The 15,470-nt window shown below is 57.3% G+C and carries 12 protein-coding genes; 2 read left to right on the top strand and 10 right to left on the bottom strand.

The genetic code is table 11. The features are described 5' to 3' along the window. Positions 1 to 108: 108 nt before the first annotated feature. From E6W33_RS14930 to E6W33_RS14890, 9 genes are all read right to left on the bottom strand, one after another. A complete protein-coding gene (locus E6W33_RS14930; RefSeq protein WP_168798658.1) occupies positions 109 to 2,778 on the bottom strand; it encodes a tetratricopeptide repeat protein in 2,670 nt (889 codons plus the stop codon). Positions 2,779 to 2,976: 198 nt separating this feature from the next. Continuing rightward, a complete protein-coding gene (locus E6W33_RS14925; protein WP_136418115.1) occupies positions 2,977 to 3,303 on the bottom strand; it encodes a hypothetical protein in 327 nt (108 codons plus the stop codon). Positions 3,304 to 3,442: 139 nt separating this feature from the next. After that, complete coding sequence (locus E6W33_RS27860) at positions 3,443 to 3,832, bottom strand: type II secretion system protein (protein ID WP_136418114.1); 390 nt, start codon at positions 3,830 to 3,832, stop codon at positions 3,443 to 3,445. 57 nt (positions 3,833 to 3,889) lie between these two features. Then, complete coding sequence (locus E6W33_RS27855) at positions 3,890 to 4,375, bottom strand: prepilin-type N-terminal cleavage/methylation domain-containing protein (protein WP_136418113.1); 486 nt, start codon at positions 4,373 to 4,375, stop codon at positions 3,890 to 3,892. 151 nt (positions 4,376 to 4,526) lie between these two features. Continuing rightward, on the bottom strand, positions 4,527 to 5,006 hold the full coding sequence (locus tag E6W33_RS14910; protein ID WP_136418112.1) for a hypothetical protein: 480 nt from the start codon (positions 5,004 to 5,006) through the stop codon (positions 4,527 to 4,529). Between the two features lie 101 nt (positions 5,007 to 5,107). Next, positions 5,108 to 6,337: a type II secretion system F family protein gene (locus tag E6W33_RS14905; RefSeq protein ID WP_136418111.1), complete on the bottom strand. Its 1,230-nt coding sequence runs from the start codon at positions 6,335 to 6,337 to the stop codon at positions 5,108 to 5,110. A 35-nt stretch (positions 6,338 to 6,372) separates the two neighbouring features. Further along, a complete protein-coding gene (locus tag E6W33_RS14900) occupies positions 6,373 to 8,076 on the bottom strand; it encodes a GspE/PulE family protein (protein ID WP_136418110.1) in 1,704 nt (567 codons plus the stop codon). A 100-nt stretch (positions 8,077 to 8,176) separates the two neighbouring features. Next, a complete protein-coding gene (locus E6W33_RS14895) occupies positions 8,177 to 9,418 on the bottom strand; it encodes a cystathionine gamma-synthase family protein (RefSeq protein ID WP_136418109.1) in 1,242 nt (413 codons plus the stop codon). 239 nt (positions 9,419 to 9,657) lie between these two features. Continuing rightward, on the bottom strand, positions 9,658 to 9,876 hold the full coding sequence (locus E6W33_RS14890) for a hypothetical protein (RefSeq protein ID WP_136418108.1): 219 nt from the start codon (positions 9,874 to 9,876) through the stop codon (positions 9,658 to 9,660). A gap of 225 nt (positions 9,877 to 10,101) precedes the next feature. Between E6W33_RS14890 and E6W33_RS14885 the strand changes: the two genes are divergently transcribed. Together E6W33_RS14885 and E6W33_RS14880 are read left to right on the top strand one after the other, a co-directional pair. Next, complete coding sequence (locus E6W33_RS14885) at positions 10,102 to 10,551, top strand: response regulator (protein WP_136418107.1); 450 nt, start codon at positions 10,102 to 10,104, stop codon at positions 10,549 to 10,551. Then, positions 10,529 to 13,879 (top strand): EAL domain-containing protein, encoded by a 3,351-nt coding sequence (locus E6W33_RS14880; protein ID WP_168798657.1) that lies wholly within the window; start codon positions 10,529 to 10,531, stop codon positions 13,877 to 13,879. The genes E6W33_RS14885 and E6W33_RS14880 overlap by 23 nt, the downstream gene beginning before the upstream one ends. Positions 13,880 to 13,945: 66 nt before the next feature. Here E6W33_RS14880 and purF read toward each other — a convergent pair whose 3' ends face one another. Then, positions 13,946 to 15,463 carry an amidophosphoribosyltransferase gene (purF, locus tag E6W33_RS14875; RefSeq protein WP_136418105.1) on the bottom strand — a complete coding sequence of 506 codons (1,518 nt, stop codon included), beginning with the start codon at positions 15,461 to 15,463 and terminating at the stop codon, positions 13,946 to 13,948. Positions 15,464 to 15,470 lie beyond the last annotated feature (7 nt).

Raw genomic sequence — 15,470 nt, 5'->3', positions numbered from 1 at the left:
TGGAATGAACCCGCTGGCCTGCCGATAACCAAGCATGGAGTCAACAGCGATCCTATTATGCCCCACGGAAACCAAATCAGGCTCCCAGGAATACTGCCCCTGCTCAGCTTATTGGTTGAGCGATGCGGGAAAACAGGCTTTCCTGTCGCCCTCGATCCGTTCCGCCTCCACCGGCCCTGAATAGGCAAGCGCCCACAGGTCATGGGATGGCCCGCGTTCCACCACCGCTGTCTCAAAGCCGCTTTCGCGAAGTGCTCGTTCAAGGCTTCGTGCGGTAAAGCCAGTCTTGTGTACCATGAAGAGGTTATCCGTCGCCATCGCAGGCCGGTGGCCGTGCAGGATGTCGCTCGATGCGATCGGTCCGGCGAGAGCAACATAGGCGGGCTCTTCGAGTTTGTCATTGGCGACCAGCGCGCGCGCCGATTGCCGGTCTGTGCAGATCAGCACCAAGAGTCCGTCTGGCTTCAGCACACGCCTGAACTCCTTCAGCGCCGCCTCGACTTCGTGTGGATACAAGTGTTCGATATTGTGGGACGAGTAGACTGCATCCACGCTGCCACTCTCAACCGCTGCCATGTCAAGCATACTGGCCAGGACATCCGGATTGACGCCCGGTTCGATGTCCAAACGGATCTCCTGCCAGTGATTTTGAAAATGTGCGGGCAGCGAGCGCTTGTTCGCAGCACCGCAGCCGACATGCAGAACCTTTTTCTTTGCGACCGGCGTACCCGGCACGATCTCGGTCCTCAGCCTCTCGCCGCGCAACCAGGCGTGCCACATGCGACGATAGAGCGTTTCCAGGTCGTGAGTGAACTGTTCCGACTGGCACAGCGGGCTGTTTGCCATGCGCCGCCGGATCTGCTGCCTTAATCCGGAAAGACGTTCGATGTTGTCCGCCAGCGAGATCGCGCCGTCAACATACATGTCGATGTCATCGAAGATGAGTTCGGTCAGGCCGATATTGGTCAGCGCAGAGGCAGATTGCCGCGAGACCACGCTATTGCCGGCCAGCGTTACGACCGGCACTCCCATCCAGAGCGCCTCCAGCGTCGTCATGCCGCCATTAAAAGGAAACGGGTCGAGGGCAATATCAACCTCGCCGTACTGCGCCAGCATTTCCGAATGTTGCGATGGCCCGCGCAATTCCAGCCGGTCGCCTTTCAGGCCCAGTTCGACAAAACGACGGCGCAGGGAATCGCGCACGCCCTCATTCTCCAGCACGCCGGCCTTCAGCAGCAGCCTGCTGCCCGGAACTGCTTCAAGAATCTTGATCCAGGCCGAGATCACCGGATCAACAAGCTTTTCGACGCGATTGAATGAACCGAATGTGATATGGCCGACGTCCAGCACCGGCGTGGGCGTGATTTCAGGCGCATACTCAGGCGGCGAGTAGCAAAAACGGGAGTGCGGCAGCCACACCGGCGTCTCGGAAAACAGCTGTCCGGCATTGGCGGGGGTCGTTACCGGATCGGTGATGAAGTAATCGATGTTCTTCAACCCGGTCGAATGGAAGTAGCCGATCCAGGTCGCCTGGACCGGCGCAGGTCTGCGCACGAATGCGAGCAAGCGGTTGTAGGCGGTATGGCCGGAAAGGTCCACCAGGATGTCAATCCGGTCCTGATGTATCTGCACCGCCAATTCGTCGTCGCTCATCAGCAGCGCATCGATCCATTCATCAGCGTTGGATCGAATTGCCTCTGTGATGTCATCATCGGCGCGCATCATGGAATAGCAATAAATCGCAAACTGCTGCCGGTCATGGTTACGCATTACATCCCTGAGCAGGAAACCCACAGGATGCAGGCCGAAATCTCCGGACACATAACCTATTCTCAATGGACGGTCCGCCTCTCGGGATTGTTCGTAACTGAAGGCCTTCGCCACGCAGGGTTCTTCGAAGAGATCAGCCCATTCGCGATGGTAGGCAAACACATCATCAGCAGAGAGATACGGCAGATAGGTGGCGTCAAAAGCAATGTTCGAATAGATCATCGGCATGTTCGGGTTCACGGCTAATGCCCTTTCATACAGGCGAATTGCACCTTGATGATCCCCTCTCACATTCAGGCATGCGGCCAGTGTAATGAGTGCCGAAACATTGTTAGGCTGCATCCTGAGCACTTTCTGGCACGTCACTTCCGCTTCGGGCAGGTCACCCTTGACCTGCTGCGCCGTTGCCAGCGACGCGAGACGTTGTACGCTCTCACCCTTGACGGCAATTTCATGTTCGAAGTATGCCAACGTCTCTGCAAGGCGCTTGGTCTCGCCCAGCAAAGCCGAAAGCGCAAGGTTTGCTTCCGGGCAGTTCGGGTCACATTCGAGCGCCTTACGGAATGCCTTTACAGCAGGGTGCTTTTTCCCTGAATGGTGCAGCACGTTGCCCAGATTGACGTAAAGCGCCGCCTCATTCGGATGCAAATCGATTGCCTCTCGCGCAGCAGTCTCCGCATCTTGGAACTTCCCCAGTTCGTACAGGGCCGCAACACGATTGTTCAATGCCTGCAGCAATCTCGGCTCAATTTTCAGCGCGCGTTCGATCTTTTCCAGCGAAGTATGAGTTTCACCCTTCACCAGCCACCATTCGCCCAGATTGCTCCACGCCTGAGCATAATCCGGATCGAGTTCGACCGCTTTTTCGTAAGCCTCGCGCGAGGCGTCCATCCTTGCGAGGCGTCGTTGTGCGGCACCGAGGGCACACCAAGCCTTTGCATGCGCAGGATCCGCACGAAGCGCCTCGTGGCAGGCATTGACCGCTTCCTCGCTGAGATCCCTGGCCATGAGACGCTGGCTTAATTGAAATCCTGCTTCCGCCGCAGCTCTTCCGAATCCGGAGGCGCCGTTTCTATAGCAGGACTCGGCCAGAGTCGTCAGTCCCTTACGATCAAGCCAGCGGCCCGTGTATAACCACAGTGCACCACCGAACCGGGGAAAGACGGATACCGGACTTTTCATCGTGCCTGTCTCGTCTGATGAAAATTAGCGCTTACCACCGACAAAAACCGTGGCCAGCAGGGCAAAAAGAACTTGCTTTACCAGCGGGGGGGGATAGCCGGCTTGCAACAACCGCTGCTGGAGACCAAACGCGACGCGGGCACGTCCGATCACCCCGAGTCCATGACTCTGCCGTTCTTGATAGGCCGTTTCATAGAACTTCTTCAACGCCAATTCCGAGGAGGCCTTGATCTCGCTCTCGGACAGCCGCTTGCCTCGCTTGCCCCGATCGGTCTGGAGCGGAACACTGCGCCGAAATTCTTCAGAAAGCTTGTCGCAAATCTCGTCAATCCGCCCCGGTACCTTGACCATAACCTACTTCCAACAAAGATAAAACGTACATCGATCTGTCAGTCGAGAACCGGAAAACCCGGTTCTCCATCTCCATAAAAGCACGAGGCGCATCGCATGGGAATGCGAGGCGCCTCACGGAGTCGAAAACAAGAAAGGATTAGCCAGTGCAGATCAAGGTTGCAGTTGCACTCGACGAGCCAGATGAAACTGTGATCGCTACTGTTGCACCAGCTGTACCACACGCCGCAGAAGTCGGGTTCACGCTGTACCCGCTGGGTAGGCCGCCGACCATAACGCTGCCAGCAGCAGCGGCCACATCCAAGGCCGACGCGCTAATTGCGACTGCTTTCGCAGAATTCGCTGCGTATGCGCCATAGTTAACCGCAAACGCGGACGTAACGGCACCCGCAACACCCTTAACCGCCGCCGCCTCTGCATCCGACTTCAAATCAACAAACTTCGGCAACGCCGTCGCCGCCAAAATACCGAGAATCACAATTACCACGACCAGTTCGATCAGGGTAAAACCAGATTGTTGCTTGTTCATACCTTCCTCCTCAGGACAAGATTTACTTACTTCTTTTATACAAATCGAATGGTGTGGCTATTGGCAATTTGCCGTGGTGATGTTTGCGTTGCTGTAGGCGGGTGCAAACGTCGTTATTCCGTCCGGGACCGTGTAGGTCACCGAACAGTTCGAGTGCGACAAGTCCGGCGTGACCGTGAACACCGTTGCACTGGTCTTCACGGGCAAGTAGCCCGGAATTGCGTTACTCGAATCATCAACAAGGCCGGCCGCGCGTCCGATCGATGCTAGGTCCGTCGTCGGGTAGCCTAATGCCATGGCGATATTCCCCGTCGGCCCTTCCATCGTCACCGCAGATCCCGGCGCAAGATTCTGTGCCAATTGCAGCGCATGCGCCAGCGTCGCAGCCGCCTTGATCGAACCTAGCGCGCCGTTCATCTTGGCCATGCGCGCTTCGGTCTGCAAAGCAGCGAACCTTGGTAGAGCAATCGCCGCCAGAAGCGCAAGAATGCTGATGACCACAACCAGTTCAATCAATGTGAAACCAGTCTGTCTCGTTCGCATGTATTCTGCTCGATTAGTTGTGCAATCCAGAAACACTATTGTCAACGGGAATTATATAGACACATGGAAAAAAAAAGACACTTCACGTTAAATTTTTGCGGCGTCTTTACGACTTTTGACGTTCCGCGCAACAAATAATTTCCACATGGAATTATTTGAACCAAGTATAGGGCTCAACCAGTTCAAGGCGAACGGTCAAAACCGGGCTTTCCGTTTCGCCTTGCGGACTGGAAGCATCACGGATCAAGCGGACACGGAGTCGAATACGCTTGCCTTCCGGCTTATCAGTTTGAAAATGATTTCCGTACGCCAGCCAGTAAGTCAGCGTCCGATCGTCGGTGCTGAATTGCCAATAACCGGGTTCGTGACTGGAGTCTCGCGACACCAGCCTGTAGTTCGCGGGCTTGTACTCCAGCCAGTCCATTGGATTCTGTTGCTCCAGCAGCGCAAAGTCGCGCATGCGCCCTTGGGAAATCAACACCGCCATCTGGATTCGCAGGGCACTCCGCAGGTTGGCGATGGTGTACTCGACATTCGCCTTCTCGGCGGCCTCTTGATAAAAAGTGAGCCGGTCCAGGAGGAAGGTGGCGAATATTCCAATCAGGATGAATACCGACAGCAGCTCCAGCATTGAAAACCCGCCGGATCTTCTCGCGGACGCGACTGGCAGACTGCACACCCGCAGATGATTGCCGCCCTGTTTGGCATACACGCATGTTCGCCCGTATCCCGTCATTTCTGCAAAGCTGCCTTGCCCAGATCCCAGATCGGCAGGAACACGCCTAGCGCAAGGATCAACACGAGTATCCCCAGCCCGACGATCAGGATCGGCTCGATCTGCGATGACAGCGTCTTGAGTTCGTAGTCAACTTCACGCTCGTACATGGCGGCAATCTCGTCCATGAGATCGTCGATTTCACCGGTTTCCTCGCCGACCGCAATCATCTGCAATACCACGGGTGTGAATACGCCGGTTGTCACTGCCGTGCGCAAGATGCTTTCGCCACGCTCCACACCTTCGCGCATCTGTTCGACGCGGCTTGAGATATAGACGTTATCCACGGTTTGCGCGACGACGTTCAGCCCTTGCACAATCGGCACCCCGCTCTTGCTCGCGAGCGCGAAGCTGCGAGCGAAACGCGCCAGTGCCGCCTTCAGAATAATCTTGCCGATAATCGGAAACCGCAGCTTGAGCTTGTCCCACTGGAACCGGCCTTTTGGCGTCGCGATATACATTTTGAATGCGACGAACGCAGCGACCGCCATGGCGAGCAGCAACGGCCAGAAATGAACCGTGAAATTGGAGACGTTGATGAGCAGCTGCGTCATGAGCGGCAGCTTGGCATTGAAGCCCGCATATACCTTAGCGAATGCAGGAATGACGAACAGGTTGATGACGGCGATCGCGGCGACCATTGCCATGACCACAAACATCGGGTAACGCAACGCGGTCTTGACGCGCTCCCGCATGTCTCTTTCGAATTCCAGATGATCGAACAAGCGGAGGAAGATTTCCTCCAGGCGTCCGGTCGTTTCGCCGACGCGGACCATGCTCAAGAAGAAGGAGGAGAACACGTCCGGATGACGGCGCATTGCGGCCGATAATTCCCGGCCGGAGTCCAGAGATTCGCGCAAATCCTTCACGACGCGCGCGAAGGATTTATTGATGGCAGACTCCTGCAGTCCGGCCAGGCCACGCATGATCGGCACGCCGGCTTTCAGCAAGGTATAGAGCTGACGACTGAAGAGCTGGACGTCGATCGGCCGGATCTTCTGTTCTGTCAGCTTCGTCCACCAACCTTCGGCGAGGCCGGAAACGGGCTTGCTCGTCACGACAATTTCCACCGGCGTGACACCGGTGCTGAAGAGCTGGTCCGCAACCGCTCCGCTGTCGGGGCTCTCGAGCACACCTTGCAGCAGTTCACCACGGGCGTTGCGGCCTTTGTATGCAAAGAACGGCACGTTAGCTCCTATGAGCGCGGTTAGCGGGGACAGTCTTAATCATCGAACTGGTTGCTGATTCGCATGGCTTCGCTGACCGTAGTCCTGCCCGCCACCACCAATGCGACGCCGTGTCGCCGCAGGGTCTGGCCAGCCATCTGCTCCTGCGCCACCTTCATGAAGTGGGCCGGGTCATGATGATTGGCGGCGGTCGCGACGGCTTCGGACATTTCGAGCATTTCATACACGCCGGTACGACCGCGATAGCCTGTACCGTTGCAGTGGGTGCAGCCGCGCCCGTGCAGGTATTTCCGGGCATTGACCGTATCGCCCAGCTCCGACTTCAGCCATTCCTGTTCGGTCGGTTTCAATGTGTAGGGCTCGGCACAGCTTTCGCAAATCACCCGAACCAGCCGCTGCGCCAGCACAGCTTGCAAGGAGGTCGCAACCATGTACCGCGGGACGCCCATGTCGAGCAAGCGAATCGGGGTGCTGACGGCATCGTTGGTATGCAGGGTAGATAGCACAAGGTGGCCGGTAAGTGCGGCGCGCATGCCGATCTGCGCCGTTTCCTGATCGCGCATTTCGCCGACCAGCACCACGTCCGGATCCTGACGCAATGCGGAACGCAGTACGCGGGCAAAGGTGAGGTCGATCTTTTCGTTGATCTGCACCTGATTGACGCCCGGCAGGCGATATTCGACCGGGTCCTCGACGGTGATCAGCTTGCGTTCCATGCTGTTCAATTCAGCCAACGCGCCGTAAAGGGTCGTCGTCTTGCCGCTGCCGGTCGGACCAGTGACGAGTACGAGGCCGTTCGGACGCTGCAGGATGGCGCGGAATTTCTTCACCATGGATGGCGGCATGCCGATCGAGTCGAGCTTGAGAATGCCGCCGCTTTGATTCAGCAAGCGCATGACGACCGATTCGCCGAATTGGGTCGGCATGGTCGAGATACGGACGTCGACCTGCTGCTGTTTCACCTTGATCGCAAAGCGTCCATCCTGCGGCAGACGCTTCTCGGAAATATCGAGCCCCGACATGAGCTTCAGGCGCAAAGCGAGTGCCTGGGCGATCTTGATGTCCGCTTCGGTCTGCAGATGCAGCACGCCGTCGATACGGAAGCGGATCTGCAGGCGCCCTTCCTGCGGTTCGATATGGATATCGGACGCCCTCACCTGCGTGGCATCGTCGAACACGGACTGCAGCAACTTGACGACCGGCGCCTCTTCGATTCCCGGCGCGCCGCCGAGATTGCCGAAATCGACATAGCTGTCGCCCAGGTCCTCTTCCAGCTCGCGCGCGAAATCGGTGATCTCTTCCGTGCGGCGGTAGATGCGGTCAATCGTTTGCAGCAGTTCGCCTTCGTTGACCACGGCGAGTTCGATCGGCCGCTTTACGGTGCGCGAAATTTCGTCATAGGCGAAAAGATCGGTTGGATCGGCCATCCCGATCAGCATCGATCCGCCACGTCCCTCCAGCGCAATGGCACGAAAGCGACGGGCCTGCGTCTCCGGAAGCGCGCGTACCACTTCCGGATCGATGTTGAAGAACTTGAGATTGATGTAGGGGATGTTGAGCTGCCTGGCGAGCGCACCGGAAATCTGCTCTTCGGTCACGAAGCCATTCTCAACGAAGACACGTCCGAGTTTGCGCCCGGTCCGCTTCTGCTCACCTAGCGCAAACTGAAGTTGCTCCTCGGAAAGCAACTTCTGCTGCACCAAAATCTCACCGAGGCGGACCTTCTCCGGCCGTGCCATACGCGCTCCTTGCTAGGGGAATTTCACTCGCGTATTTTAGCCACAATCCACTTTCTGTAGTGAATTGTTTTCATTGGGAAATTTGATTTGCTGTCGCCTTTCAACCCTCAAGCGCCTGCCTGAAGTCCTCGACCAGATCAGCGGTATCCTCAATGCCGACCGAAACGCGGATGAGCGATTCCGCGATCCCCATACTGGCACGTCGTTCCGGTCCCATCTCATAAAAAATCGTATGCGAAACCGGGATAACGAGGGTGCGGGTGTCGCCCAGGTTGCTCGCGGGAATGCCCAGCCGCAGGCGATTCAGGTAATCAAAGCAGTCGATTCCGTCCTTCAGTTCAAAGCTGAACAAGCTGCCGTACGCGCTGAAGAGATCGGTGGCGAGCTTGTGCTGCGGGTGCGAAGCCAAGCCCGGATAATGTACGGCAGCCACACGCTCGTCAGCCTCCAGCATGCGCGCAAGCGCGAGCGCATTGATGCACTCCCGCTCCATTCGCAACGCGATGGTTTCGGCGCCAACGGCGATGTGGTGTGCAGCTTCGGGGCCGAGCGCGGCGCCAAAATCGCGCAGACTCTTGGCGCGAATCTGGGCCATGCCCCATTGGGCCGGCGCGTAGCGCTTGTAGCTGTCGAATATGTTCGGAAATTTGGTCCAGTCGTACAGGCCCGTGTCGGTCAAGCTGCCGCCGAGCGCTATGCCGTGGCCGGCGATGTACTTGGTCAGCGCATTGACAACCAGGCTGGCGCCGACCATCCTCGGACGGAACAGATAGGGCGAGGTCATCGTGTTATCGACCACATACACGATGCCGCGGTCGCGGCATAGCTGGCCAATGCGCTTCAGGTCGGCGATCTGGGTGCGCGGGTTGGCGATGGTTTCGACGAACACGATACGGGTCGCCGGCGTCAAGGCGGCTTCGACATTCTTCACATCGGTCGCATCGACCATCGATACGTCGATACCCTGCCCGTTCACGGTTTGCCACAAGCTGTTGGTGTTGCCAAACAAGAACGAGGAAGACACCACATGGTCACCCTCGCGCAGCAGTGCTTGGGAAAGTGCCGCGATGGCAGCCATACCCGCCGAGAAGCAGATCGTTGCCAGACCCTGCTCCATTTTTGTGACCTTTTCCTCCAGCGCCGAGACGGTCGGATTGCCCTGACGGCCGTAGCGGTAGCCAGGTTGCTTTCCTTGGAATACTTCCGCGAGTTGGCGCGCATCGCGATAGCCGAACGCCACTGAAGTATGAATCGGCTTGTGCAAGGATCCATGCTCGATCGGCTTCTGACGATCGCCGTGCAGGATGGTGGTAGTGAATCCGTATTTTTTCGTGTCAGTCATGGTCAATAAAAAAACCCGTTCAGCGTAGGCTAAAACGGGTTGATGATGAATCTCACATCCGTTTTAGCAGAATTTGTTCGGGGCTCGGCCCCAGCGCCCGCAAGCAGAATCAAATCGGCGCGGACTTTATCGTATCGCAAAAAGGAGATAACGCAAAATGACAAGGCCTCTTATCTTTCTTGCGATTAACTTCCTCTTGTGCAAAACCGGTTTATTCCTAGGGCCTGTCAGGCATTTCCTCAAATATTTTTGCACTTATTCATTGAATAGTGATCATAGTCAAACAAGAAACGCGTCTTGGCGCCCGCTGCCTGCAATGCGCTGCCGCCGGGAATAAAAAAGCGTATTCCGAACTTTGATTGCTTGCCTTCCGGGAAGCACAAGAAAACACTCCAACAACACTTACGCTGACGGATCGGTGCGCGTAATGACAGCACATGCGTCAGCAATGTAGACATGGCGAAATTACTCCAGGCATTTTCTCGATCAACTACGCCGCCCATCCGAGAGGTCAAAGAAACCGGACTTGACTTGTATTTCTGTCAAAAGCACGTCGGTCCAATCAGCGCAAGATTGTCTTTCCCGGGCAATTCCGTTCGCGGAAGAAGCATTGTCCTGCCAATCATGAAAAACCTGTCTCATGCACGCGCCGAACCGACGCTGTCGCAACGGAGATCGTGCCTATGACCGCACGCATTCTCTTGATCGAAGACAATCCCGCAGACATGGAGCTCATGGCTTACCTGCTGGGGTCATCCGGCCATGTGGCCTTGTATGCGCATAATGAAGAGGAAGCTCTCGCTTCGGCATCCCGGGAACAACCCGATCTGGTCATTTGCGACGTGAATTTGCCGCATCTCGACGGGTATGCCATTGCGCGACGTCTCCGGGACGACCCTGCCATGCGTTCCATCCCAGCCATTGCCATCACTGCGCCGTCAATAGCCGGTGATGGCGAAGAATTCCTGGATGCCGGCTTTAACGGATGCATCAGCAAACCGCTCGACCCCGAAACATTTGTCGGTTCAATCGAGACATTCTTGCGCGGCGATGACATGTCCGGGCGCCCAATCAAAATCAAAAACCGCCTGCAGCAAGGAAGGAGCCAAGATGGCAACGATCCTGATCGTTGACGACCACGCGTTGAATCGCCAGTTCCTGATGGTTCTCCTTGGTTATGGCGGTCACCGCTTGTTCGAGGCGACGAATGGCGCGCAAGCACTTGAAATCGCCAGCGCCAAACGACCGGATCTCATCATTGCCGACATACTGATGCCTAATATGGACGGCTACGAATTCATCAAGCGTCTTCGCGCAAATTCGGATACCGCCAATACCCCGGTCATTTTTCATACTGCTGCCTATCACGAGCGAGAAGCCGCCACCATGGCGCTCGCATGCGGCGTGCATTGGGTCCTGCCCAAGCCATCCGATCCGCAGGTGATTCTCAAGGCAGTCCAGGAAGCCCTGGGTTTACCCTCAATCGACGAGACATCGCCGGCGCGACCATCACCACTGACGGAGACGCCCCGCATGGCAGGGCTAGACCATGAACTCTCCAGATATCTCGCCGACCTGAAAAGCAGCAGCGATTTGATGTCAGCGTTGGCAAATGAAAAAAGTGCCGATCGCGCTGACATCGAGAGTTTGCAACACATGGTGCAGCGCCTCTCCAAGGCGCTGTCCAGCCTGCAGACGGTCAGCCTGCGCCTCACGGCCTTGATCGAACTCGGCATTGAACTGGCCGCCGAGCGGGATCCCACGCATTTGCTCGAAATCAGCTGCCGCGTAGTGCAAGACATCTGTCTCGCCAAATACGTGGTAATCGGGATATTGAGCTCCGACGACGAGCATCTCGAGCACTTCATTACACGTGGCCTGGATGAACCCGCTCTTAACTTGATGGAGACGCCTCGGTCGCGAGATGGCCTGCTCGGTGCCGTACTCATCGATCGCTCTGCCAAGCGTCTGAGCGGGCTGGACGGCGATCCGCAGCGCGTCGGCCTGCCGCCGACGCACCCGCCGGTACATTCCCTGCTCGCCGTCCCGGTGGCGTCGCAAGACAATGTATTCGGATGGCTCTACCTCGTCGACAAACTCGGAGCGGACGGATTCAGCGAAGCGGATGAACGCGCAGCGGCAACCGTTGCCGCACAATTGGCAACCGTCTATGAGAACTTGGCACTGTACAGCGAAATCCAGAAAAAGCACTCGCAATTGACCGTCGAGGTGAGCGACCGCAAGCAGGCACAGGACGCATTGCGCCGAATGCTCTCCGCCCGAACCGTGATGGCGGAGTGCAACCACGTCATGGTGCACGCAAACGACGAAGCGAACCTGCTCAACGAAATGTGCCGCACCATTGTCGAGGCAGGCGGTTATCACGCGGCTTGCATCATGTATGGCGATACGCAAGGCCGCATGAAACCGATGGCATGGGCTGGTTCGCCCCCCGCAGGAGAGATCGAATCGCCGTGCAAGGAAGTGGCGAATCGGATGCCAGCCCCAACGACGGTGACGTTGTTCGATCCGCTACGCCCCTGGGCGCTTGCCTATGCCGACCAGGATACGTTGAAGACAAACGGCTGGTACGAGCACGCGCTTGCCGTCTCGCTTCCGCTCAGATACAACGGACAGGTCTTCGGCGTTCTCACGATTTACGAAGAAGAACCCAATTCGTTCGATGCAGAACAGATCATTACATTCGAGGCGCTCGCCGATGACATCGCCTACGGTGTGATGAGCCTGCGTACCAGGGCTGCGCACGAGAAGGCGGAGCGAGACCTGCGGGCCGCCGAGGAAAAACTCTCCGGCATCCTGGACTCCATCGACAATGTGGTGTGGTCGGCTACGGAGACGGGATTCATCTACCTGAATTCGATGGCCGAGAGAATCTATGGCCGACCGCTGCGACAGTTTTACGAGAACCGGAATCTCTGGTTTGAAGCCGTGCACCCCGAGGACAAAGCGGCGGTACAGGCGGCGCATGAAAGGCTGCGCGAATCGGCCAGTTGCAGGCAGGAATACAGAATCGTCCGCCCTGACGGCGAAATCCGCTGGGTCGAGGAGCGGGCCAGGGCCATCCGCAACGACAAAGACGAACTACTGCGCTTCGACGGCGTCACGATCGACATCAGCGAGCGCAAGGAATACGAAGCGCGCATCGAATATCTGGCCGATCACGATGCCTTGACCGGCCTGGCCAACCGCAACCTGCTCGGCGATCGCATCGGACAGGCGATGGCGCACGCGCGTCGAAATGGTTTGCTGCTGGCTGTGCTGTTTCTCGATCTGGACCGGTTCAAGAGCATCAACGACAGCTTCGGACATGAGCTCGGCGACACCTTGCTGCTTGAAGTATCCAAACGCCTCAGGCAGGTCGTGCGCGACGGCGATACGGTTGCACGCCAGGGCGGCGATGAATTCATCATTCTCCTGCCGGATCTGCCGAGGCCGCAGGATGTTACCGCGGTTGCATTCAAGATATTCGACGCCTTTGCAATGCCGTTCCTGGTTGAAGGGCACGAACTGTTCGTTACGGTGAGCATCGGTGCGACGCTGTATCCCGACGACGGCGACGATATGCAATCCCTTCTGCGCAATGCCGACAACGCGATGTATCGCGCCAAGGAGGAGCACGGCAACGCGCTTCAGTTTTATTCGCACGAGATGAGCGCACGAGCGCTGGAACGCGCCGAACTGGAAAGCGCGCTGCGCAGGGCGCTCGACCGTGATGAGTTCGAACTGTTCTATCAACCCAAGGTCGATGCGCACAGCGGCCGCATCATCGGCGCCGAAGCCTTGATCCGCTGGCATCATCCCGAGATGGGCCTGGTGTCGCCCACGCTTTTCATCCCGATGGCCGAAGAGATCGGCCTGATCATACCGATCGGCGAGTGGGTATTGCACACTGCCTGCGCGCAAAACAAGGCATGGCAAAACGCCGGATTACCGACGATCAGCGTCTCGGTGAATCTGTCCGCGCGTCAGTTCCGCCAGGAAGACCTGGTGGAGTCGGTCTCCAATGCATTGGAAAACATGGGACTCGAGGCCAGGCATCTGGAGCTGGAACTGACGGAGAGCATCGTGATGAACAGTGCCGAGCTGTTCATCACCAAAATGAAGGAACTCAAGGATCTCGGTGTCCAGCTGTCGATCGATGATTTCGGCACCGGCTATTCAAGCCTCAGCTACCTGAAGCGCTTCCCGCTGCATCACTTGAAAATCGATCAGTCCTTCGTGCGCGATATCGTAACCGACACGGATGACGCCATCATCACCAGCACCGTTATCTCGCTGGGTCACAGCCTCAATCTCAAGGTCATCGCAGAAGGTGTAGAGACCGAAGAACAGGTCGCATTTTTGCGCGATCATCATTGCGACGAAATGCAGGGATACTATTTCAGCAAGCCCTTGCCCGCGCGGGAATTCGCGTCGCTGCTGGGGCGCGTGCTTCATTAGCGAGGACAACAAAAAAGCCCGCAGCCTTCATCGGGCGGCGGGCTTGCTTCCTCGGCAGCAACAGCGTCAGTCGACGCGCGCGAGATTCAGATTCAATTGCGAGCGCACCGCGTCCTCGTTGGAGGGCTTCGGATTATTGCGAGCGAATTCGATCCGATCAAGATAGTCGCGCGAAATATCGCCCGTCACGTAGATGCCATCGAAGCAAGAAGCCTCGAAGCGCTTGAGCATCGGATTGACGTCGGAGATCGCGCGTTTGAGCGCCTCAACATCCTGATAAACCAGCGCGTCGGCAGTGATTTCCCGGCACACTTCCTCTTCCGTGCGGCCGTGCGCAATCAACTCATTGCGCGTCGGCATATCGATGCCATAGACGTTCGGATATTTCACCGGTGGTGCGGCAGAAGCAAAGATCACGCGCTTGGCGCCGGAGTCACGCGCCATCTGCACGATCTCGCGGCTGGTCGTGCCACGCACGATGGAATCATCGACCAGCAACACGCTCTTGCCCTTGAACTCGCTGCTGATGGCATTGAGCTTCTGGCGCACGGACTTCTTGCGTTCCGCCTGGCCGGGCATGATGAAGGTCCGGCCGATATAACGGTTCTTGATGAAGCCTTCGCGATATTCCAGGTTCAGCTTCAACGCCAATTCCATGGCTGCAGGACGGGAAGAATCGGGAATCGGCATGACGACGTCGATGTCGCCAGTGGAGAACTGCTTCCTGATTTTCTCTGCCAGGTACTCGCCCATCTTCAGGCGCGTTGCGTAGACCGACGCGCCATCGATCACTGAGTCCGGACGTGCAAGATAAACAAATTCAAATGCGCAGGGATTCAAGACCGGATTTTCCGCGCATTGCTGGTTGTAGAGCTTGCCGTCGAGATCGATGAAGATCGCTTCCCCGGGCATCACGTCGCGCAGGAAGCGGAAGCCCAGGCCTTCCAGAGCAACAGATTCGCTGGCCAGCATGTATTCCGGCCCTTTCTCGCTATCGTTGAAGCCGATGCAGAGTGGCCGGATGCCGAACGGATCACGGAAAGCCAGCAAGCCATAGCCTGCGATCTGCGCAACCACCGCATAGGAGCCGCGCACACGCTTATGCAGCGCGGAAACTGCCTTGAACAAGGCCGTCGGGTCGAGTGAATAGCCGGTGGTCGCCTGCTGGATTTCATGTGCCAGCACATTCAGCAAGACTTCGGAATCGGAGTCGGTATTGATGTGGCGGCGATCATTCTTGAACATCTCGATCTTGAGCTGTTCCCAGTTGGTCAAGTTGCCGTTATGGGCGAGGATGATGCCGAAAGGCGCATTCACATAGAACGGCTGCGCCTCTTCCTCGCTGTCGGAACCCGCAGTCGGATAACGCACCTGGCCGATGCCGGCGTTGCCGGGCAAGGACCGCATGTTGCGCGTACGGAAGACGTCGCGTACGAGGCCGTTGGCCTTGTGCATCGAGAATGTATTGCCGTGATTGGTTGCGATGCCTGCAGCATCCTGCCCGCGATGCTGCAAGAGCAACAACGCATCGTAGATCAGCTGGTTAACCGGGCCATGAGAAACAACGCCAACAATGCCACACATGGTGGAC

Source organism: Herbaspirillum sp. ST 5-3 (assembly GCF_004804275.1).
Taxonomy (GTDB): domain Bacteria; phylum Pseudomonadota; class Gammaproteobacteria; order Burkholderiales; family Burkholderiaceae_D; genus Noviherbaspirillum.
This window is presented reverse-complemented; position numbering and strand designations above follow the sequence as displayed.

Excerpts from the sequence above, each read along its gene's own strand:
- E6W33_RS14930 (WP_168798658.1), bottom strand. The coding sequence starts at position 2,778 with ATGGCCAGGGATCTCAGCGAGGAAGCGGTCAATGCCTGCCACGAGGCG.
- E6W33_RS14925 (WP_136418115.1), bottom strand. The coding sequence starts at position 3,303 with ATGGTCAAGGTACCGGGGCGGATTGACGAGATTTGCGACAAGCTTTCT.
- E6W33_RS27860 (WP_136418114.1), bottom strand. The coding sequence starts at position 3,832 with ATGAACAAGCAACAATCTGGTTTTACCCTGATCGAACTGGTCGTGGTA.
- E6W33_RS27855 (WP_136418113.1), bottom strand. The coding sequence starts at position 4,375 with ATGCGAACGAGACAGACTGGTTTCACATTGATTGAACTGGTTGTGGTC.
- E6W33_RS14910 (WP_136418112.1), bottom strand. The coding sequence starts at position 5,006 with ATGCTGGAGCTGCTGTCGGTATTCATCCTGATTGGAATATTCGCCACC.
- E6W33_RS14900 (WP_136418110.1), bottom strand. The coding sequence starts at position 8,076 with ATGGCACGGCCGGAGAAGGTCCGCCTCGGTGAGATTTTGGTGCAGCAG.
- E6W33_RS14895 (WP_136418109.1), bottom strand. The coding sequence starts at position 9,418 with ATGACTGACACGAAAAAATACGGATTCACTACCACCATCCTGCACGGC.
- E6W33_RS14890 (WP_136418108.1), bottom strand. The coding sequence starts at position 9,876 with ATGTCTACATTGCTGACGCATGTGCTGTCATTACGCGCACCGATCCGT.
- E6W33_RS14885 (WP_136418107.1), top strand. The coding sequence starts at position 10,102 with ATGACCGCACGCATTCTCTTGATCGAAGACAATCCCGCAGACATGGAG.
- E6W33_RS14880 (WP_168798657.1), top strand. The coding sequence starts at position 10,529 with ATGGCAACGATCCTGATCGTTGACGACCACGCGTTGAATCGCCAGTTC.
- purF (WP_136418105.1), bottom strand. The coding sequence starts at position 15,463 with ATGTGTGGCATTGTTGGCGTTGTTTCTCATGGCCCGGTTAACCAGCTG.